This is a genomic window from Acinetobacter sp. PK01 (assembly GCF_022819285.1).
GTDB classification, from domain to species: domain Bacteria; phylum Pseudomonadota; class Gammaproteobacteria; order Pseudomonadales; family Moraxellaceae; genus Acinetobacter; species Acinetobacter tandoii.
This window is the reverse complement of record NZ_CP094643.1, coordinates 2930508-2950073: the sequence shown is the minus strand read 5'-3', so window position 1 is coordinate 2950073 and position 19566 is coordinate 2930508. Positions and strand designations below refer to the sequence as shown.

General features: G+C 43.5%; 17 protein-coding genes. 6 read left to right on the top strand and 11 right to left on the bottom strand.

The window, feature by feature from the left end:
- Window positions 1-167 precede the first annotated feature (167 nt).
- From ilvD to MP622_RS13910, 4 genes are all read left to right on the top strand, one after another.
- A complete protein-coding gene (ilvD, locus tag MP622_RS13925; RefSeq protein ID WP_243791455.1) occupies window positions 168-1853 on the top strand; it encodes a dihydroxy-acid dehydratase in 1686 nt (561 codons plus the stop codon).
- Between the two features lie 149 nt (window positions 1854-2002).
- Window positions 2003-3346: a hypothetical protein gene (locus MP622_RS13920; protein ID WP_243791453.1), complete on the top strand. Its 1344-nt coding sequence runs from the start codon at window positions 2003-2005 to the stop codon at window positions 3344-3346.
- A complete protein-coding gene (locus tag MP622_RS13915; RefSeq protein WP_243791451.1) occupies window positions 3327-3614 on the top strand; it encodes a chorismate mutase in 288 nt (95 codons plus the stop codon). The genes MP622_RS13920 and MP622_RS13915 overlap by 20 nt, the downstream gene beginning before the upstream one ends.
- 118 nt (window positions 3615-3732) lie before the next feature.
- Window positions 3733-4881 carry a heparan-alpha-glucosaminide N-acetyltransferase domain-containing protein gene (locus tag MP622_RS13910; RefSeq protein ID WP_243791449.1) on the top strand — a complete coding sequence of 383 codons (1149 nt, stop codon included), beginning with the start codon at window positions 3733-3735 and terminating at the stop codon, window positions 4879-4881.
- Between the two features lie 65 nt (window positions 4882-4946).
- On the opposite strand, the gene MP622_RS13905 is transcribed toward MP622_RS13910, so the two are convergent.
- From MP622_RS13905 to ribF, 4 genes are all read right to left on the bottom strand, one after another.
- On the bottom strand, window positions 4947-5429 hold the full coding sequence (locus tag MP622_RS13905; RefSeq protein ID WP_016165713.1) for a peptidylprolyl isomerase: 483 nt from the start codon (window positions 5427-5429) through the stop codon (window positions 4947-4949).
- Window positions 5422-5964: a signal peptidase II gene (lspA, locus tag MP622_RS13900; RefSeq protein ID WP_044739776.1), complete on the bottom strand. Its 543-nt coding sequence runs from the start codon at window positions 5962-5964 to the stop codon at window positions 5422-5424. Before lspA ends, MP622_RS13905 begins: the two co-directional genes overlap by 8 nt.
- The gene (gene ileS / locus MP622_RS13895) at window positions 5957-8803 is read right to left on the bottom strand and encodes an isoleucine--tRNA ligase (protein ID WP_243791448.1); all 2847 of its coding nucleotides are present in this window, start codon (window positions 8801-8803) and stop codon (window positions 5957-5959) included. The genes lspA and ileS overlap by 8 nt, the downstream gene beginning before the upstream one ends.
- 64 nt (window positions 8804-8867) lie before the next feature.
- Window positions 8868-9869 (bottom strand): bifunctional riboflavin kinase/FAD synthetase, encoded by a 1002-nt coding sequence (gene ribF, locus MP622_RS13890; RefSeq protein ID WP_016165710.1) that lies wholly within the window; start codon window positions 9867-9869, stop codon window positions 8868-8870.
- Between the two features lie 209 nt (window positions 9870-10078).
- Here ribF and MP622_RS13885 point away from each other — a divergent pair, with 209 nt between their 5' ends.
- On the top strand, window positions 10079-11209 hold the full coding sequence (locus MP622_RS13885) for a TDT family transporter (protein WP_016165709.1): 1131 nt from the start codon (window positions 10079-10081) through the stop codon (window positions 11207-11209).
- A gap of 109 nt (window positions 11210-11318) precedes the next feature.
- Window positions 11319-11888, top strand: coding sequence for a 5'-nucleosidase (locus tag MP622_RS13880; RefSeq protein ID WP_044739772.1), 570 nt, complete (start codon window positions 11319-11321; stop codon window positions 11886-11888).
- 53 nt (window positions 11889-11941) lie between these two features.
- On the opposite strand, the gene MP622_RS13875 is transcribed toward MP622_RS13880, so the two are convergent.
- The 7 genes from MP622_RS13875 to argA form a co-directional block, all read right to left on the bottom strand.
- Window positions 11942-12565, bottom strand: coding sequence for a TetR/AcrR family transcriptional regulator (locus MP622_RS13875; RefSeq protein ID WP_044739771.1), 624 nt, complete (start codon window positions 12563-12565; stop codon window positions 11942-11944).
- Window positions 12566-12863: 298 nt separating this feature from the next.
- Complete coding sequence (locus tag MP622_RS13870) at window positions 12864-13670, bottom strand: ATP-binding cassette domain-containing protein (protein ID WP_044739770.1); 807 nt, start codon at window positions 13668-13670, stop codon at window positions 12864-12866.
- A gap of 10 nt (window positions 13671-13680) precedes the next feature.
- Window positions 13681-14496 (bottom strand): aliphatic sulfonate ABC transporter permease SsuC, encoded by an 816-nt coding sequence (gene ssuC / locus MP622_RS13865; protein ID WP_044739769.1) that lies wholly within the window; start codon window positions 14494-14496, stop codon window positions 13681-13683.
- The gene (ssuD, locus tag MP622_RS13860) at window positions 14496-15671 is read right to left on the bottom strand and encodes an FMNH2-dependent alkanesulfonate monooxygenase (RefSeq protein ID WP_243791446.1); all 1176 of its coding nucleotides are present in this window, start codon (window positions 15669-15671) and stop codon (window positions 14496-14498) included. Before ssuD ends, ssuC begins: the two co-directional genes overlap by 1 nt.
- Window positions 15672-15698: 27 nt before the next feature.
- The gene (locus MP622_RS13855; RefSeq protein WP_044739767.1) at window positions 15699-16694 is read right to left on the bottom strand and encodes an aliphatic sulfonate ABC transporter substrate-binding protein; all 996 of its coding nucleotides are present in this window, start codon (window positions 16692-16694) and stop codon (window positions 15699-15701) included.
- Window positions 16695-16712: 18 nt separating this feature from the next.
- Complete coding sequence (locus MP622_RS13850) at window positions 16713-17678, bottom strand: sulfonate ABC transporter substrate-binding protein (RefSeq protein WP_016165702.1); 966 nt, start codon at window positions 17676-17678, stop codon at window positions 16713-16715.
- 442 nt (window positions 17679-18120) lie between these two features.
- Window positions 18121-19473, bottom strand: coding sequence for an amino-acid N-acetyltransferase (gene argA, locus MP622_RS13845; RefSeq protein ID WP_016165701.1), 1353 nt, complete (start codon window positions 19471-19473; stop codon window positions 18121-18123).
- Window positions 19474-19566: the final 93 nt, after the last annotated feature.

Here is a 19566-nt window from a genome sequence, read left to right as displayed (position 1 = left end):
AACAGGATAGATTCAGGATAAAAATATTAAGACTATTAAGAGATTAGCGGTTATTGACTCGAAAGCCTCATTGTACTTTCATGTATCGCTTACTTTCTATAGACTAAAAATAGACAAAATTGCCAAGACCGTAGAGCAATACGAAGCCACCGCCAAGGAAAAATACAATGAGTAAAGAGAATATCCGCGAACATTCAGCCCCCGTTTATGAAGGCATTGAAAATGCGCCTGCACGTTCCATGATGCGTGCCACAGGCTTTAAAGATTCTGACTTTACTCGCCCTTTTGTGGGTATTGCTTCGACATGGGCCAATGTCACGCCGTGTAATATGCACATCGATGGTTTGGCACGTGAAGCCGAAAAAGGGGTCAATCAGGCAGGCGGAAAAGGCATTATTTTTAATACCATCACCATTTCAGATGGCATTTCTAACGGCACTGAAGGCATGAAGTATTCATTGTTGAGCCGTGAAATTATTGCAGACTCGATAGAAGCCGTGGTGGGTTGTCAGGCCTATGATGGGGTGATTGCGATCGGTGGTTGTGACAAAAACATGCCTGGCTGCATCATGGGGTTGGCGCGTTTAAACCGTCCGGGTTTGTTTGTTTATGGTGGGACAATCAAGCCGGGTGCAGGGCATACCGACATGATTTCTGTCTTTGAAGCTGTGGGTCAACACGCCAAAGGTGAAATCAGTGCGATTCAAGTCAAACAGATTGAAGAAGTCGCGCTACCGGGGCCGGGTTCCTGTGGCGGTATGTATACTGCAAACTCGATGGCCTCTGCGATTGAAGCTTTGGGTATGAGTTTACCTGGTTCATCAGCACAAGAAGCAGTTTCTGATGAGAAGCGGATCGACTGTCAAAAAGCAGGCGAAGCCGTAATGAATTTGCTGCGTTTAGATATTAAACCGCGCGATATCATGACCAAAGCCGCGTTTGAAAACTCAATTAAAGTGCTGATTGCCTTGGGCGGTTCGACCAATGGGGTGCTGCACTTACTGGCGATGGCACATACCGCTGGGGTTGAACTGAGTTTGGATGATTTTGTTCGTATCGGGCAAGATATTCCCGTAGTGGCAGATGTACGTCCTTCAGGTCAATATCTGATGTCAGAGCTGATTGCGATTGGAGGCATTCAACCACTGATGAAGCGGATGTTGGATGCTGGCATGCTCGATGGTTCATGTTTAACTGTGACAGGAAAGACCTTGGCGGAAAATTTAGCCGAGGTTGAAGACTACCCCGAAGGTCAACAGATTATCTTACCGTTTGATGCCCCGATTAAAAAAGACTCTCACTTGGTGGTGCTCAAGGGTAATTTGTCTCCAACAGGTGCTGTGGCTAAAATTACAGGCAAAGAAGGCTTGTATTTTGAAGGGCCAGCACGGGTCTTTGAAGGTGAAATTGGCGCCATGCGTGGCATTTTAGATGGTGAAGTTCAAGCAGGTGAGGTGGTGGTGATCCGTGGTGAAGGCCCTAAAGGCGGACCAGGTATGCCAGAAATGCTGAAACCGACTTCAGCAATTATTGGTAAAGGTCTGGGCAAATCTGTGGCGCTGATTACCGATGGTCGTTTTTCTGGAGGCAGTCATGGTTTTGTGATTGGGCATGTGACCCCTGAAGCCTATGAAGGTGGTCCAATTGGTCTTGTTCAGAATGGAGATCGTATCTCGATTAATGCCGAAACACGGGAAATGACTTGGCATGTTTCTGAACAAGAAATTGCTGCACGGCAAAACCGTTGGGTCAAGCCAAAACCGAATTATACCCACGGTGCGCTAGCGAAGTTTGCTAAACTGACCACCGGAGCCGAAAAGGGTGCAGTGACTGATTTAAATTTAGAACTGTAAGCTATCGGGAAGGATTGAACATTTTGTCTTGAATTATGTTACGTTTTGCTCAAGACTTATTGTATTTTAAGACATTCTGTTCACCATATTGGTCATTTTCTGCGGGTTGGAAACAACATCACTCGCTCTTTTTACATTAGAGGCAACTCATGTCACTGTTACGCCGTTGGTTTGATCCGATCCGATCGAGATGGTTTTATCAAAAACCAACTCGTCAAGAGGTATTGCCTACGGAGCATGGGCTCAATATTCATTTGCGTTTAGACGATGTTTATAGCTATTTGGCTGTGCAGCAGTTGCCACAATTAGAAGAAATTTTGAGTGATGAACTTAAACCTCTCAAAGTCATTATTTCCAGTCAAGCTCCCGAGCCACCGAATCAGATGTCGGCGCAAGAATGGCAACACTATTGTCTGAATGATGCGCAGATTTTATCGAAACAGCACCGATTCAGTTTCCACGAAACCCCTGAACAGCCGTCACAAGAAGCCTTGGCGCAGGCGGAAACTATTTTAAGAAATACTCCGCTACAAGGTCAGGATTTTCTCTATTTACTCGAAGATGTGTTTCATATGCTGTGGCAGAAGCAGTATGGCAAGTTGCGCACGTTATATGCCATGGCGAGTAAACATCATCAAGAACAGCACTTTCCAGAGCGGGTATTTAATGATGATGCCGTCCTTGCCAGTTATTTTGAATTTTCAGACCGTAAATATCATGCAGTAGATGATCTGCTGCGTCTAACCCGCCGTTTAAAGCAACAAAAATTACTGACAGGCAATCCGATTTTTCTCATCAATCATATTGAATGGCGCGAGCATTCAATTAGTGATGCAGAAGAACTAAATGAAATTCAAGCACTTGATCCAGAGTTAGATTTATATATTGCGTTAGAAGACCCAGTTTCATGGCTGTTATTGGCCTATATTAAAGAGGAATTGGCAGATTATTATAATATTCAGTTGACTGTGTACCCACTCAGTTATCATGGGCGAGACTGGTTTGACTGGAGCTTGGCAACCCGTTTATCTAAACGGACAGAAGTGGCATTTACCCCATTTTGTCGTCCGACTAAAGAAGCCACGTATGCGATGGCACAGTTGTATTATCGTGTGCCTGAAGAGCAGCGGATTGCAGCCATGCACCGTATTTTGCAAGCGGTATGGACCCAAGGCAAAGATTTGTCCTTTAAGGCGCACTATCAAGAGCTACAACGCGAGTTGGGCTTAGAGTTGCAGGAAGTAAAGCAAGAGGATATTCAAGCCAAGTTGAAAGAAAACGATGTCCTGTGTGAAATGAAGTCACAACCTGATTTTCCGGTACTCGAATTACGGATAGATGGGCAAAGTTATACCTTTAATAGCTTATATCGGGTCTGGATGATTGAAAGTATTTTCAGTAATGTGTTAGAAGAAAAATATAAAATTGAAAATGAAGCGGATTACTCCAGCTTAACACCAGAAGATAAAACTAATGCAGAAAGAGAAATGTGAGTCGCTCGAGCAAGTTCGAGATAAAATTGATCTGATTGATCAGCACCTGATTGAATTAATTACGACCCGACAGTTTTATGTCGATCAGGCGGTGCGTTTTAAGCGCACTGAACATGAAGTGCAATCGCCAGAGCGGGTTGAACAGGTGATTGCTAAAGTTCGTAAACAGGCGGCACAACAGGGCACTGATCCAGACTTAATTGAACAGATTTATCGGGAAATGATTCAGCATTTTATTCGCCGTGAGCTCAAAGAAATTCGCCCTTAAATCATTTTTTATTTAATTTTTCTTAAAATTTAAGCGTGCTAAATAGTGCGCTTAGGTTTATTTTGGGCTTAAAATTGAATAGTATATGTAATATTATAACATACCTATTCATTTGCTCATGTCTGCACTTTCTCAACGCCTACAGGCGATTGATGCGCTGCGAGGTCTAGTCATTTTAATTATGATGGTCGACCATGTGCGTGAAACCTTTTATTTACACCATCAAGTTCCCGATCCAATGCGTATTGAGGAAACGGAAGCCAGTTTGTTCTTTAGCCGAATTTTGGCACATTTGTGTGCTCCTGTTTTTGTGGTTTTGACGGGATTATCGGCGTATTTATATCAAGCGAAACACAACAGCTTGAGTATGACGCGAGAATTTTTGCTTAAACGTGGTTTATTTTTAGTGATACTCGAATTATTGGTGATCAATTTTGCATGGACAGGACAGTTCCCACCGCACGTGATTTATTTGCAAGTGATTTGGGCAATTGGTATCAGCATGATTGTTTTAGCACTGCTGATTGGGTTGCCACAGAGAATTTTGTGGTTGATTGCTGTATTGATTATTTTTGGGCATAACCTATTGGATCAGGTTTCTTTGCAACAAATGCCAATTTTACAGCCGATTTGGTTGATTTTACATGAGCGTGGTTGGATTGAATGGGGGGAATTCCTCAAACTTCGTACTTCTTATCCTGTACTGCCTTGGATTGGGGTAATTTTGCTGGGTTATTCTATTGGGGCAACTATTTTTCAAGCGCAGATGACGCCACAACGAAGAACGACATATTTATGGGTATTTGGCTGTGCCAGCATTGTTGGATTTGTAATCCTGAGAATGTTGAATGTATATGGTGATAGTGCATGGTTAGAGATGTCGACGCCACTGCAAACTTTAATGAGTTTTTTTAACCTGACCAAGTATCCGCCGTCCTTATTGTTTATTTTATGGAATGTTGGCTTGGGGCTGTTACTGCTTGTAGCATTGGAAAAAGTGCAACAGCAAGCATGGGTGCATCCCTTAATTATTTATGGTTCAGTACCGATGTTCTTTTATATTGTGCATTTATTTGTTTTAAAACTACTGTATGTGGTTGCCGTGGCGCTTTGGGGACAGAATTATGGCGACTATTTTGGGGTAAATCAGGTCTCCACCCTTTGGTGGATTGCGATTATCCTGTGCATCGTGCTTTATCCATTGATGTACTGGTTTTCTAAATTTAAGCATCAAAATAAGCAGATACCATTTTTAAAATATTTATAGTTGTCGGAATTAAATAAAAAAACCCTTCACAGATGAAGGGTTTTTTATATTGTAAAAGCAGGCTTTTACATGAATTTCACGCCTTGTTGACCCGCAGGAGTCACTTTGAAGATTTCCACTTCAAAGGTAATATTCTTACCTGCCAATGGATGGTTAAAATCTACTTCGGTAATGTCATCCCCGACAGTTTTAACGACGCCATATAGGCTTTGTTTAGCTTTATCTTCAAACTCGATCATGTGGCCTTCAATAGGGCGTTGCTCGAATTTTACCGTATCAAATGTCTGCACATTTTCAGGGTTCCATGGTCCAAACGCATCTTCTGGTGGAAGGCTGACGGTACGACGGTCACCTGCACGTAGACCAAACAAGGCTTTTTCAAAGCCTGGGAGTAAACTGCCATCGCCCATCACCAAGCTGACTGGTTCAGCGCGGCTACGGGTGTTGTCAATTTCTACACCATTTTCAATGGCAACGGAAAAATGAAGATCAACCTTCGAACCTTGTTCAATACGGGTTTCTTCATTCGGATTAATAATTTCATTCATGGTGTTGCGCATCCGCACGTTGAATTCTATGTTTTTCTAGGAAAAACGTATCTATAAGCAGCAAAATGGTGCCCAAAGTAATGGCACTGTCGGCAAGGTTAAATGCAGGGAAGTGACTATTATTGTAATAGACATGAATAAAATCGACCACGTAACCTAAGGTCACGCGATCAATTAAATTTCCTACAGCACCGCCTAAAATCAGCGCAATTGCCATGGGTAAAATCGTGACGTGCTTTGGCATACGCATTAACCAAAACACAAAAATCACTGAAACCAAAGCTGCAAGTGAGGTAAAGAAATAACGTTGCCAGCCGCCTGCATCGGACAAGAAACTAAAGGCTGCGCCATAGTTATGTAACAAAGTCCAATTTAAAAAAGGCAGTACAGGTACCGGATCTGCATAATTCAGGTGTGTAGACGCAATCCATTTCGTCCATTGATCTAACACAATCGCCAAAATGGATAACCCCACCCACAGCAAATTGTGTGGGTAGAATTGAAACAGGCCCGCTTTCTGTTGTGGATTAGGCATATTTTCTCTCTTCGCCTTGACCAGTAGGGAGGTTAATAATACAACGTGCACACAGACCTGGATGTTCGTGATGTGTATTCACATCAGGCAGCACATGCCAACAACGCGCACATTTTTCACCTTCCGCAGCTGAGACTTTCACACGTAAACCATCTAGATCGGCTTCTTGACCTTGAGTTGCATCAAAGGCATGAACTTGTACTTGAGACGTGATGAGGACGAAGCGAAGTTCATCGCCTAGGCGATCTAGTACCGCTTTCAAGCCTTCATTTGCCCATAATTCAACTTTGGCAGAGAGATTAGAACCTACCAGTTTTTCGTTTCGTGCAACTTCAATATGTTTGTTCACCGCAGATTTTACGGTAATCAAGGTTTGCCAATCTGCTTCAGACAACAAGTTTGCAGTCGATGATACAGGAATGTCGTACCATTCCGCAGTGAACACGTATTTCTCGGTTTGTTCTGGAATGAGTGGCCATGCTTCTTGCGCGGTAAAGCTCAAGATTGGTGACATCCAACGGACAAAAGCTTGCACCAAGTGATACAGTGCAGTTTGTGCCGAATGACGCGCTTGTGAGTCTGCTTTGGTGGTGTACTGACGGTCTTTGATGATGTCGAGGTAGAAACCACCCAAGTCGTTAATACAGAAGTTAGTCAAGGCATTGGTGACGATATGGAAGTTCATATCTTCATAGGCTTGCTGAATGGTTTTCTGTACATCCGCTGCACGTTGCAAGATGTATTGATCTAGTGCAATCAATTGATCGACAGGCAGGGCATCAGTTGATGGTTTGAAACCATTCAAGTTCGCCAATAAGAAACGCAGTGTGTTACGAATACGACGGTAACCGTCTGATGCACGGTTAAAGATTTCTTTACCTGCGGTCATTTCATAACGGTAATCGGCTGATGCAATCCAGAAACGTAAACCATCTGCACCCATATCTTTAATGATGTCTTGTGGGGTGATGATGTTGCCCAAAGACTTCGACATCTTACGACCTTTTTCATCCACCACGAAACCGTGGGTCAACAAGCCTTTGTACGGCGCACGTTGATTGATGGCAATAGAAGTCAATAATGAAGACTGGAACCAACCACGGTGCTGGTCTGAACCTTCAAGGTATAAATCAGCAGGATCAGTCAGTTCTTCGCGTTCACGTAGCACAGCATAGTGCGTTGTTCCTGAATCGAACCACACGTCTAAGGTGTCACGTACGCAGTTATATTGCTCTGCTTCCTCACCGATAAAGTCTTTGGCATCGCGGTTATACCATGCGTCAATGCCTTCTTGTTCGATCAGCAACGCGACTTCTTCGATTAATTCTGCTGTACGTGGGTGTAACTCGTTAGTGTCTTTATGTACAAAGAATGGGATTGGTACACCCCACGTACGCTGACGTGAGATACACCAGTCTGGACGACCTTCGATCATGGCTTGAATACGGTTTTTACCCCAATCCGGTACAAAGCTGATCTCGTTTTCAATGGCGTTCAATGCACCTTGGCGTAAACCTTTGGCATCCATGCTGATAAACCATTGTGGTGTCGCACGGAAGATAATTGGAGTTTTGTGGCGCCAGCAGTGTGGGTAGCTATGCTTGATTGGCTTGTGTGCCCACAGTTTGTCTGCTTCGCTTAACGCAGCAATGATTTGTGGGTTGGCTTTATAAATATGTTCGCCCGCAAAAATTGGAGAAGTTGGTAAGTAGACACCGTTTCCGCCAACTGGATTGTCAACTTTTAAGTTATAGAGTAAGCCAACTTTATAGTCGTCCACACCATGACCTGGGGCAGTATGCACCGCCCCCGTACCGCTGTCTGCGGTCACGTGTTCACCTAAAATTACAGGCACTTGGCGCTCTGCGATCAGTGGGTGTTGCAGGCGGACATGCTCAAGTTTATTGCCTGTGAACTCGGCCAAGACTTCAACGCTATTGAAACCATAACGCTCAGTGGCAGATTCAACTAAGTTTTTCGCCAAGATAAAGTTTTGCGGCTCTTTTTCTTCACCACGTGCTTTAACCAGTTGATATTCAAGTTCAGCATGTAAAGCAACGGCTTGGTTGGCAGGTAAAGTCCAAGGTGTCGTGGTCCAGATCACGATGTCTGTGCGGTCAGCAACTTCTACGCCTAGACGTGCAGAAAGGTCTGCCAAATCAACGACAGTAAAACCAACATCAATGGCATCTGATTTTTTGTCTTCATATTCAACTTCAGCTTCAGCCAATGCTGAACCACAGTCTAAACACCAGTTCACAGGTTTAAGACCAGGTTCGATGTGACCTGCTTTGGCAATTGCACCCACTGAACGTACGATGTCTGCTTCTTGTTTGAAGTTCATGGTCAAGTAAGGATTGTCCCAATCCCCAAATACACCCATACGTACAAAGTCTTTTTTCTGTAATTCAACTTGGGTGTAAGCATATTCGCGACACGCTTTACGGAAGGTTGAAGCATCGACTTTTACGCCGACCTTACCAACTTTTTCTTCCACTTTTAGTTCAATCGGTAGACCGTGACAGTCCCAACCTGGTACGTAAGGAGCATCAAAACCATCCATGACTCGGCTTTTAATAATAATGTCTTTTAAGACTTTATTGACCGCATGACCTAAATGGATTTGACCATTGGCATATGGAGGGCCGTCATGCAGGACATACTTTTTCTTGCCAATACGCGACGCACGAATCTGCTGATAAATGTTGTCGGCATACCACTCTTCTAACCATTTCGCTTCACGTACTGCAAGGTTTGCTTTCATTGCAAATTCAGTACCTGGGAGGTTGAGTGTGGCTTTATAATCCACTGCATTTTCAGGAGTTTGCTTATCGCTCATGCAAGATATCTTCCAATTTTATCAGGGTTTAGACTGACGCGTTTTACATAAAATTTTTCGGTGTTTAAAAGGGAAAAGTTGGGTTGTTATGGCGAAACTCAAGTAGTTTCTCCACATCATCATCAATTCCCGCTTTCAGTGCTTCCAGCGAAGGGTAGTTCTTTTCACCATGTAAGTAGTTTAAGAAAGTTACCCGCATTAACAAGCCATACAGATTAGCAGAAACATTAGGGAAATGTACTTCTAATCGCCATTCTGGATGCTCTTGTTTGATGGCCGGTCGGGTGCCGACATGCCCCGCACCAAACAAAGCCGTTTCCTGATAACCCAGAACTCCTTTTTGTTCAGGATTCTCTTGCACAACTTTGTCTTGTAAAGATGTAGTTTCACAAATCACATCGACGCCATATATGCCGTTTAAACAGGGTTTATGACGGTTGAGGCGCACATTAATCGTTGGAAAATCGAGGGTTCGTCCAATTTGGTCGCCATATTGCACACGACCTGTGATGCTATAAGGCCGTCCTAATAACTGTGCCGCGAGTGCTAAATTACCTTCTGCAAGGGTTTGACGAATACGGGTTGAACTGACACGTTCACCTTCAAGTGCAATGGTTTGTAAATTATGAACATCAAAACCGTAATTTTTCAGGAATTCACTATTGCCTTGACGGTTTTTGCCAAAGTGAAAGTCATCGCCCAAGATCAGGCTTTGTGCATTTAGTTGGTCTTTTAAAATACTGGCAAATGCTTCTGCGCTTAAGCTACGGAAGGTATTGTCGAACTTGGCAACGGCAATATAGTCCACTCCCAATTCAGTTAAATATTCCACTTTTTCACGGAGTGAGCTAATGCGTGGTGGTGCTTCATAACCTTGAAAAAATTCTAAAGGCTGTGGCTCAAAAATCATGACTAAAGATTTGAGTTGTTGTTGTGCAGCAACCTGTTTCAGTTGCTGAATCATCGCTTGATGTCCTAAATGGACGCCGTCAAAATTACCAATGGTCACAGCAGTTAGAGGTAATTGAAAGTCTGGCGCTAAAGCATTCAGGCGGAGCAGCTTCATGGGCTAATCAATAAATGAAAAATAATCAGGCTTATATATTGCCATATTCTTGAGCATTCGTCTTGTTGTTGTGTTTTTACCCAGAAAAATTTATTGATCTATTATTTTTATATCATAAAAACTGATTTTAAAAATGAATAATAATCAATTTTACTTATTTTTAGTGTGTTGTAATATCAATATAACTTCTTAATTTGGGTTGACGCCGTATGAACAAGCCCTTTCATCAGTTGCCACAATGGCATGATGTGATCCGTCAGTTCACACCGAACTGGTTTACCGTCTGTATGGGTACCGGCATTTTGTCGATTATATTGGCAGAATTTAGTGCTGTTCATCCTATGTTTTGGCAATTCGGTGCAGGATTGTGGTTGTTGAATGGGCTGATTTTTACTTTATTTAGCAGTTTATATGCTTTGCGTTGGTTGCTGTACCCGCAGGAAGCCAAACAGATTTTTGCCCATCCCAGTATGAGTTTATTTTTAGGGACCATTCCAATGGCATTGGCGACGCTGATTAATGGTGCCTTGAAATATGGGGTAGTGCTGTATGGTACAGCCATAATTGGTATTGCAGAGTGGGTGTGGTATCTCGACGTATTGATGGCTGTGATGGTGGCGTTTGTGGTGCCATTTTGTATGTTCAGTTGTCAGCGCCACCAATTACAACAGATGACTGCAGTCTGGTTACTTCCGATAGTTGCCTGTGAAGTGGCAGCAGCTTCGGGTGCAGTGTTGTTACAGCATTTGCCAGTAACTCCTCATGCGGTGGGTATTTTATTTGGCAGCTATATTTTGTGGGGCATTTCAGTTTTTCCTGCCATGCTGATTTTGGGCATTTTATTTTTACGATTGGCCTTGCACCAATTGCCAAGTCAGGAATTAGCCATGACAGGCTGGTTGGCGGTCGGGCCGATTGGCACAGGTGCATTGGCATTATTACTTTTGGGTGAGCAGGCTACACGCTTACTACATGCAACACATTTCATCGGACTGGGTGAGTTTCTCCATCAGGCAGGGTTTTTGAGCAGTTTGTTGCTACTTGGTTTTGGAGTGTGGTGGTTAGGAATAGCGATCATGATTACCCTGAAACACGCAGGTTCACATTTGGTTTTTAATTTAGGCTGGTGGGGCATGACTTTCCCATTGGGCGTATTCAGTTTGGCAACGTTACAGCTTGCCCAACAATTGCAGCTTCATTGGTTACTGAATATAGGCTATGGCTTGGCAATCTTGTTGATGCTGTTATGGGGATTGGTTATGAGCAAAACTGTGGCTGGGTTTTATGCAGGACGACTTTTCTTTTCACCGTGTTTAAACCTCTATCTGCAACAAAAATAAAGTTGCACAGCACGGGCTAAAAAACTCATTGAGAGATAGAGGATGACAGAATTTGCACACAGTGTGGTTTTGATTTTTAATAGCACCGTTCTGATTTTGAGTAGATGCGATGAAATCCTCTTTGGCGCTGATTATGGCTTTACCAAATGAATCGAAAGGTTTATTTGAACAAGCTCAGATTGATGTGCATTACAGTGGCATTGGCAAGGTCAATGCAGCATTTAAAGCTTTTGAGGTGATTCAGGCGACAGGCTGTAAAACTTTATTAAACCTTGGTAGTGCAGGCAGTTCTTACTTTGAGCGTCATGCTTTGGTCGAAGTCACCAGCTTCGTACAACGCGATATGGATGTTTCACCGCTCGGCTTTGAAGTCGGGGTGACGCCGATGGATCAGGATCATCCTGGGGCAATTGACTTAGAACCTTTTTTTTCCCATTTACCGAAAGGTGTATGTGGTACAGGGGATAGCTTTGAGACAGGTCAGCCAAAAGTCCCATGTAATTTAGTCGACATGGAAGGTTATGCGATGGCCAAAGTGTGTAAAAAACTGGGTGTGCGTTTAATTTCGATAAAATATATCACCGATGGTGCAGACGACAGTGCACATCTCGACTGGGAAGAAAATTTAATGCTTGGGGCGAAAAAGTTATTGTCTTTATATCAGTCTATTACGACTTAATTGGCTCGGCGACCATAGATGGCTATGGTCGTATGCCAAAATCAATATAGGGCTTAGTTGTGTTGCTCACGCGGTAGAATACCGTAGAGCATCATATGGACGGTATGTTGAATGACGCGTTGTTGCATACTGCGGTTGCGTAAGGTTTTACCGGTCACCATTTCCATTTGAGTCGCAAAGTCGGCATAGTTTTGTGTCACTGCCCAGATATTGAGAATGAGCAATTCAGGATCAATATCTGCTGAAATTTTCCCTTGTTCTTGCCACATGCTAATGACCTTAGCTTTGCGTTTGACCAGTTTTTTTAGTGGACCTTTTAAGATCTCTAAAATATGCGGTGCACCTTGGATAATTTCTAAGGCAAATAAACGTGATGCTTTCGGCTGAGTGCGCGACAGTTCAATTTTCTGCATTAAATAATTGGTAATTGCTTCCGTCGGTTCAAGCTCTGCTTCTAGTATTTGCAGTGGCGCTAACCATTTTTGTAAAACGGTCGTCAGCACTTCCACATACAGTGCTTCTTTATTTTCATAATAGTAAAAAATGTTCGACTTATGCATTTCTGCAAGTTGAGCAATTTCATCTAAACTAGCCCCGTTAAATCCATATAAGGAAAAAACATCAAGTGCGGCATTCAGCAATTGATGGCGCTTTTGAGTACTCTTTTTTTGTTCCATTCGTAGCTTTAAAAAATTCAGGGAAGGTCAAATTGTACGGCAAATCATCAGATTTGTGCATCAACAAATCAGGTAATTTGATGAAATCGCGTATTTTACGGATAAAAAAACACTGCTCGATTTCATATTCATTCCATTAAAAAAAACAAAAGGATAACTAAAGACCAAAATGCATCAATTTGGATCATTTTTTATTTTAAATGTGACAGTTTGATGACAGGTCGGCGCATGCCTTCGATCGCATCAACTTCGAGTTTTTACGCCAAGCTTGGGGTTAAGCTTGGCGCAAAAAAATCATTTAAGTGGCGAGAACGGCATTCAAGACTTGCTGTTCAAGTTCAGCGAAATGTAGATTTTTTTCACGTGGGCGGGGTAAGTTAACCTGAAATTGACGGGCAATATGGCCTTTGTCGAGTAGAATAATACGATCGGCCAGTTGTACGGCCTCACTAACGTCATGGGTCACTAAAACGGCAGTAAAACCCTGTTCTCGCCATAGCTTTTCAATTAGATTCTGCATTTCTAGCCGAGTTAAGGCATCGAGAGCACCAAGCGGTTCATCTAATAACAACACGCGAGGTTGATGAGAGAGTGCGCGTGCGAGTGCGGTGCGTTGGCGCTGTCCGCCTGAAAGTTGTGCAGGCCAGAGCGGCGCTTTTTCCTTTAAACCAACTTTTTCTAATAATGCAGTGGCTTGAGCATGTGCGTCTTTATGGAGACCAAGCTGTACATTCTGTTCAATACTACGCCAAGGTAGCAGACGTGGGTCCTGAAACATAACCCGAATGTCGTCACTGGTAATGCCTTCACGCAAATGGCGTGCCGATTTAAATTTAATTTCGCCGTAACTCGGTTGTTCTAAGTCCGCAATCAGTCTTAATAAGGTACTTTTGCCACAACCACTCCGTCCAACAATGGCAAGAAACTCTCCAGGTTGAATATGGAGATCTAAATCTTCAAGAACTTTGACATCACCATAAAACTTATAGAGTTGTTCAATCAGAATTTCTGCGCCAATTACGGCATTTGGTTGGATATCTGATTGTGGTGACGGTGGGTGCTGAATCTGTTCAGCAACATGCTGACCAATACTGAGATCTGTCATCTTCGGCTCCTTATTTTTGATAGCCTGGGTGCCAGCGCAATAAGTATTTTTCTAAACTGACTGCTAGCACATCTGCCAGTTTACCTAATAGGGCATAGAGTAAGATGCCGACCAGAACCACATCGGTCTGTAAAAATTCACGTGCATTCATCGTCATATAGCCAATGCCCGCTTGGGCAGAAATAGTTTCCGCGACAATGAGTAAGACCCAAACTAAGCCAAGAGCAAAGCGTAAGCCGACTAAAATGGAGGGCATCGCCCCAGGTAAAATAATATTTTTATACAGTTCCCATCGGCTGAGACCGTAGCTTTTTCCCATTTCAATTAGTTGGGGATCGACCGAACGAATGCCGTGGTAGGTGTTGATATAAATTGGGAAAAATACCCCAACCGCCACCAAAAACAGTTTTGCAGTTTCATCAATGCCAAACCAGAGAATCACCAATGGAATCAAGGCGAGGGCAGGGATATTGCGGATCATCTGCAAGGTGGTATCGAGTAGGGTTGAGGCTGTTTTGGATGAGCCGTTGAGTAAGCCCAACAACAACCCTAAGCCACCACCGATAGCCAGCCCTAATAAGGCACGTCCTGCACTGACTTTGACATGATGCCAAAGCTCACCACTAATGAGTAAATGCCAGAATGCACTGACCACTGCTGTAGGTGCAGGTAAAATGCGACTCTGTAGCAAACCTGTACTGGATGCAATTTGCCAGATCAGAATCAGTAAAAAAGGGAACAACCAAGGCAGCAAACGCTGCCCAAAGTTTGTTCCACGTGAAACTTTCTGTTTTGGGAAAGTTTCAGTCGCAGTTATTTTGGACATTAGGCAGGCTCCTTAATTGGACGTGAAACCGTGGTCTGATTCGGCACATAATTGTTGGCGACAATTTCTCCAAAAGGTCCAGTCAAATTGGGTTGCGTCAATTTTTTGCGCGTTTCAAGTGGCAAGAGTGGGAAAACCAATTCAGCAAAACGAATAGATTCTTCCAAGTGCGGATAGCCAGAAAAAATAAAGGTGCTGATGCCCAAATCTGCATATTCCTGAATTCGATCTGCCACAGTTTGTGGGTCACCTACCAAAGCTGTACCTGCTCCGCCACGTACCAGTCCAACCCCTGCCCATAAGTTTGGTGATACTTCAAGTTTGCTACGATCACCATTATGCAGTTCAGCCATACGACGCTGTCCCACAGAGTCCATTTGCTTAAACTTTTGTTGTGCCGCAGCAATGGTCGCATCATCGACATATTGAATCAGCTCATCGGCCGCTTTCCAGGCTTCTTCGTTGGTTTCACGCACAATGACGTGCAGACGAATACCGTAGTTAAGTTGACGTCCTTTTGCTGCGGCTTTCGCGCGGACATTTTCAATTTTTTCTTTGACTGCTGCGGGTGGTTCACCCCAAGTTAAATAGGTATCTACCTGTTCGGTTGCTAGTTCAACCGCCGCTTCTGAAGAACCACCAAACCATAAAGGTGGGTAGGGCTGTTGCACAGGTGGATAGAGTAGTTTGGCATCATCAACTTTTAAGTGTTCTCCATGAAAACTGAAAGATTCGCCTGTGTGTGAACGGGTCAGAATCTCACGCCAGATTTGGGTGTATTCGCTGGCAGTTTCATAACGCGAAGCATGGTCTTCATAAATGCCATCACCTTTAAGCTCTTGTTCGTCACCACCCGTCACCAGATTTAACAAGACACGACCATTGGATAAACGATCAAATGTGGCAGCCATACGCGCAGCTAATGCAGGTGTGGTCACGCCTGGGCGTAGTGCCACGAGAAACTTCAGATTCTTGGTTGCATCAATCAAACTGGCTGCGGTAATCCATGGATCTTCACATGACCGTCCCGTTGGGATCAGCACACCTTCATAGCCTAAATTGTCCACTGCAACTGCAATTTGCTTCATATAAGCATGATCGACTTGGCGTGCGCCTTTGCTGGTTCCTAAATAACGACTGTCACCATGGGTGGGAATAAACCAGAAAATTTTCATTATCAATATCCTTACAATTTCTACAGATTAGTGGGTTTTAGGTGCTGCCCAAACGGTGGTTTGAACTTGAATGTTTTTCGGAATCAATTGAACCTGTTGGAACAGATCTGCGATTTGTTGCTGCGCTTGTACCACTTCAGGGGTTAGGGTCTGAATTGGCGATGGTTTCAGGCGCTTATCAATTACACGTTGGGCAATTGAAGTCTGTAAACCTGTACTTTGGGTATAGACGGTTAAGGCTTGCGGCTGATTTTTTAATACCCATTGATCGGCCTGATTCAAGCCATGTAAAAACTGTGCAGTCGCTTGAGGATGTGCCGCGATGAATTTTGGGTTACCAATATAAAAGGAGTAGGTTTTTGGGAAAGCGGTCCCATCAATCAGCACTTTGGCATGTGCATCTTGCTCCGCCGCGCTGAGGTAGGGTTCCCAAATGGCCCAAGCATCAATCGACTGTTTGTCAAAGGCCGCGCGTGCATCGGCAGGTGGTAACCAAATCGGTTGAATGTCTTGCCAACTTAAGCCAGCTTTTTGCAAAACTTTGGCGAGTAACTCATGCGCACTTGAACCTTTCTGTACCGCAATGCGTTTGCCTTTTAGCTCTTGAATGGACTGTATACCGCTACTTTTGGGAATCAGTAATGCCTGAGAGTTGGCAGGTACTAGCTCATAACCGACATAACTTAAGTCTTTACCTGCTGCTTGAGCAAAAATGGGAGGAGTATTGCCTACGGCACCAAAATCAACAGCGCCTACAGCTAGAGCTTCTAACATTTGTGGACCCGCAGGGAACTCTTTCCATTCAATTTTGGCGTGAGGAAATTCCTGTTCAAACAACTTTTGCTGACGTGCTACCAACAAATTTAGGGAAGATTTTTGGTAGCCAATAGAAAGTGTATCTACCGATTCAGCTTTATTTTGGGTGGCAGCTTGGGTCTGACTCGATTCAGATTTTTGGCAAGCACTCAGCGCAAGGCTCAGTGCAGTAATGCCAACGAAAGTTATTGTTTTAAGGGCGTTCATTTTTGCTATTCCTCATTATTATGGTGTCGCTTTTAAGAGCGCAGTTTGAATGTCAATTTTGTTTGGAATCAGCTTTTGTTGATAAAAAGCGTCTGCGACAAATTGCTGTTGTTTTGCCACTTCTTCAGAAATAGGTTGAACTCCAAATCCCATGCGAGAAATCGAACGGTTTAAGACTTCGACGGGCAAACCAGTCGGTTGTTGTAACAACTGAGCAGCCTGTTGCTGATGCTGTGATACCCAAGTGGTGGTCTGATTTAATTCATTGACCACTGTTTTTAAAATGTCAGGATGTTGTTGTGCAAATTTGCGATCTGCTAAGTAAAACTGATGGTTGTTGACTAGATTTTTACCTGTAGCGAGTACACGTGCCCCAAGCTGTTGCTCGGCTGCGGCAAAGAACGGGTCCCAAATGACCCATGCATCGACTGCACCGCGTTCAAAAGCGGCACGAGCATCCGCAGGTGGTAGGTACACCACTTCAATATCAGAGAGTTTGAGCTGGTTGGCTTCAAGGACTTTTAACAATAAATAATGTACGTTGGAGCCTTTGTTTAGCACTACACGTTTACCTTTCAAATCTTGAATGGTTTTAAGGTTCGAGGTTTTTGGCACAATCAGTGCTTCAGCTTGTGGTGCGGGTGGTTGATTGGCGAGGTAAACTAAATTCGAGTTGGCAGCTTGGGCAAAAATAGGTGGTGCTTCACCTGCTTCACCCAACGCTACACTGCCCACATTTAGCCCTTCCAGTAATTGTGGACCTGCTGGAAACTCAACCCATTTCACCTGTACGCCTTGTGCTGCCAAAGCTTGCTCTAAAGTGCCACGTGCTTTCACAATCGGTAAGATGCCGTACTTTTGAAAACCAATATTTAACGTCGTGGTTTCCACTTTTTTGGGTGTACAGCCCGCCATGAGCATGCTGCCAGCCACAACAGTCAAAAGAATCCATGGACGTGTTGAAGTAAAATATGGCTTGCTCATGTTCGATGTGCTCCGCAATGAAGAAATGTTGATATAAGGTTGAGCAGATACGCTATAGCGCTTTCTTTTGCGAAAAAAATAAAAAAACAGGGATTGGTCATGAAAAAAAAAGATAAATAAAAAAATGCAAAACTTAGCGTTAAAGTTGATTTAGAGGAAAAATAGAATATCAATTTGTATTTATTTAATTTATTGAAAATATTAGATTTATTTTGTAATTAAGCTATCTGTATAAGTTTATGCTGGAGCGGAATATAGCTTTCAGCCTGAATTAGCACGTTGGACGATATACATTGCATAAATGCTGCTAAGGTGATGGCACATGAACAGGTGAATGCGCGGGGGCAAAGATCAATCTTAGATAGACTTTACCTCGCCTTTTGAGAGCTAGGTAAAGTCATTGTGATTCAAGTGAAATGTTCTTGAAAATGGGTAAAGCGACTTAAATCCGCTTTTTGAACACCAAAGAATTGCGCTGATAGTTATACAACGCCTGACGTGCATTGGGTAAATCATCGACATTGGCGGTTTCAAAGCCATGCTCTAAAAACCAGTGCGCTGTTCGTGTGGTCAGGACGAATAACTGTTGTATACCCATACTGCGGGCTTTGCCTTCCAAATAGTGCAGAATTTGGCTACCACGATTGGATTTTCGGTAGCTTGGGTGCACAGCTACGCAGGCAATTTCAGCACTACGTAATTCATGTTCTTGAGCAGGAATCGGATACAGGGCTGCACAGGCCAGAATCATGCCATCACGTTCAATCACTGCAAATTGTTCAATTTCCGTTTCCAGTCGTTCCCGTGAACGGTAAACCAGAATTCCTTCTTCTTCGAGTGGTCGCAGCAAATTGATCAGTCCACCGACATCTTGAATATTCGCCATGCGTACATCTTCATAATGTGCATCTGTGACCATCGTGCCTGAACCATCACGAGTAAATAACTCTTCAAGTAAAGCCCCATCATAGGTATAAGAAATCAGATGCACACGATGCACGCCTTTGAGTGAGGCATTTTGTGCACTGCGGAGTTGCTGTGCCAGTTCAGAATTAGTGTCTTGTGATTGTGAAATGTATTGATCTAGACCTTGAGGGGTAATTTCGCGTTGTAACTGGCCTTGGGCATTGAGCAGACCATGCTGTTTGCCAAGGAAAATCAATTTATCTGCTTTGAGGCTAATGGCAGTTTTGGTCGCCACTTCTTCGGCAGGTAAGTTAAAGACTTCGCCCGTTGTGGAATATCCCACTGGGCCGAGCATCACAATATTGTGTTGTTGCAGATGTTTTTGAATGGCATCGGTGTCGACACTGCGGACTTCTCCTGTCAGTTGAAAATCAATGCCATCGCGGATTCCATACGGTTTAGCAGTAATAAAATTACCTGAAACGACATCAATGCGCGCGCCATACATCGGCGAATTAGCCAAACCCATAGACAATAACGCTTCAATTTGTAGGCGAACCGAACCTACGGCATTCATCACACAGCCCAGAGATTCTCGGGTGGTGATGCGACGGTGTTGATGAAATGGTGTACTGAGCCCACTGCTTTTTAAATTCTGATTAATTTGTTGACGCGCGCCATGTACCAGAATCAGTCGAATACCCAATGAATTGAGCAAGGCAATATCGTGAATGATATGTTGGAAGTTTTCATGCTGAACGGCTTCACCATCAAACATAATGACAAAGGTTTTGTTACGGTGTGCGTTGATGTAGGGTGCAGAATGTCGAAACCAGTGCACATATTGTAAGGTTGTGCTTTGTGAAACATCGTTCGAATTCGCTTGCATGCCTATCTCAAAAAAGCCGATCAATAGTAGATTCTAATCAAAAAAATGACAGGCGAACAATCTTAGATAAAAAAACACCTTAACTTTGGTTAA

Bases quoted from the DNA above. Each gene is read 5' to 3' on its own strand.
- ilvD (WP_243791455.1), top strand. From the start codon at position 168: ATGAGTAAAGAGAATATCCGCGAACATTCAGCCCCCGTTTATGAAGGC.
- MP622_RS13920 (WP_243791453.1), top strand. From the start codon at position 2,003: ATGTCACTGTTACGCCGTTGGTTTGATCCGATCCGATCGAGATGGTTT.
- MP622_RS13915 (WP_243791451.1), top strand. From the start codon at position 3,327: ATGCAGAAAGAGAAATGTGAGTCGCTCGAGCAAGTTCGAGATAAAATT.
- MP622_RS13910 (WP_243791449.1), top strand. From the start codon at position 3,733: ATGTCTGCACTTTCTCAACGCCTACAGGCGATTGATGCGCTGCGAGGT.
- MP622_RS13905 (WP_016165713.1), bottom strand. From the start codon at position 5,429: ATGAATGAAATTATTAATCCGAATGAAGAAACCCGTATTGAACAAGGT.
- lspA (WP_044739776.1), bottom strand. From the start codon at position 5,964: ATGCCTAATCCACAACAGAAAGCGGGCCTGTTTCAATTCTACCCACAC.
- ileS (WP_243791448.1), bottom strand. From the start codon at position 8,803: ATGAGCGATAAGCAAACTCCTGAAAATGCAGTGGATTATAAAGCCACA.
- ribF (WP_016165710.1), bottom strand. From the start codon at position 9,869: ATGAAGCTGCTCCGCCTGAATGCTTTAGCGCCAGACTTTCAATTACCT.
- MP622_RS13885 (WP_016165709.1), top strand. From the start codon at position 10,079: ATGAACAAGCCCTTTCATCAGTTGCCACAATGGCATGATGTGATCCGT.
- MP622_RS13880 (WP_044739772.1), top strand. From the start codon at position 11,319: ATGAAATCCTCTTTGGCGCTGATTATGGCTTTACCAAATGAATCGAAA.
- MP622_RS13875 (WP_044739771.1), bottom strand. From the start codon at position 12,565: ATGGAACAAAAAAAGAGTACTCAAAAGCGCCATCAATTGCTGAATGCC.
- MP622_RS13870 (WP_044739770.1), bottom strand. From the start codon at position 13,670: ATGACAGATCTCAGTATTGGTCAGCATGTTGCTGAACAGATTCAGCAC.
- ssuC (WP_044739769.1), bottom strand. From the start codon at position 14,496: ATGTCCAAAATAACTGCGACTGAAACTTTCCCAAAACAGAAAGTTTCA.
- ssuD (WP_243791446.1), bottom strand. From the start codon at position 15,671: ATGAAAATTTTCTGGTTTATTCCCACCCATGGTGACAGTCGTTATTTA.
- MP622_RS13855 (WP_044739767.1), bottom strand. From the start codon at position 16,694: ATGAACGCCCTTAAAACAATAACTTTCGTTGGCATTACTGCACTGAGC.
- MP622_RS13850 (WP_016165702.1), bottom strand. From the start codon at position 17,678: ATGAGCAAGCCATATTTTACTTCAACACGTCCATGGATTCTTTTGACT.
- argA (WP_016165701.1), bottom strand. From the start codon at position 19,473: ATGCAAGCGAATTCGAACGATGTTTCACAAAGCACAACCTTACAATAT.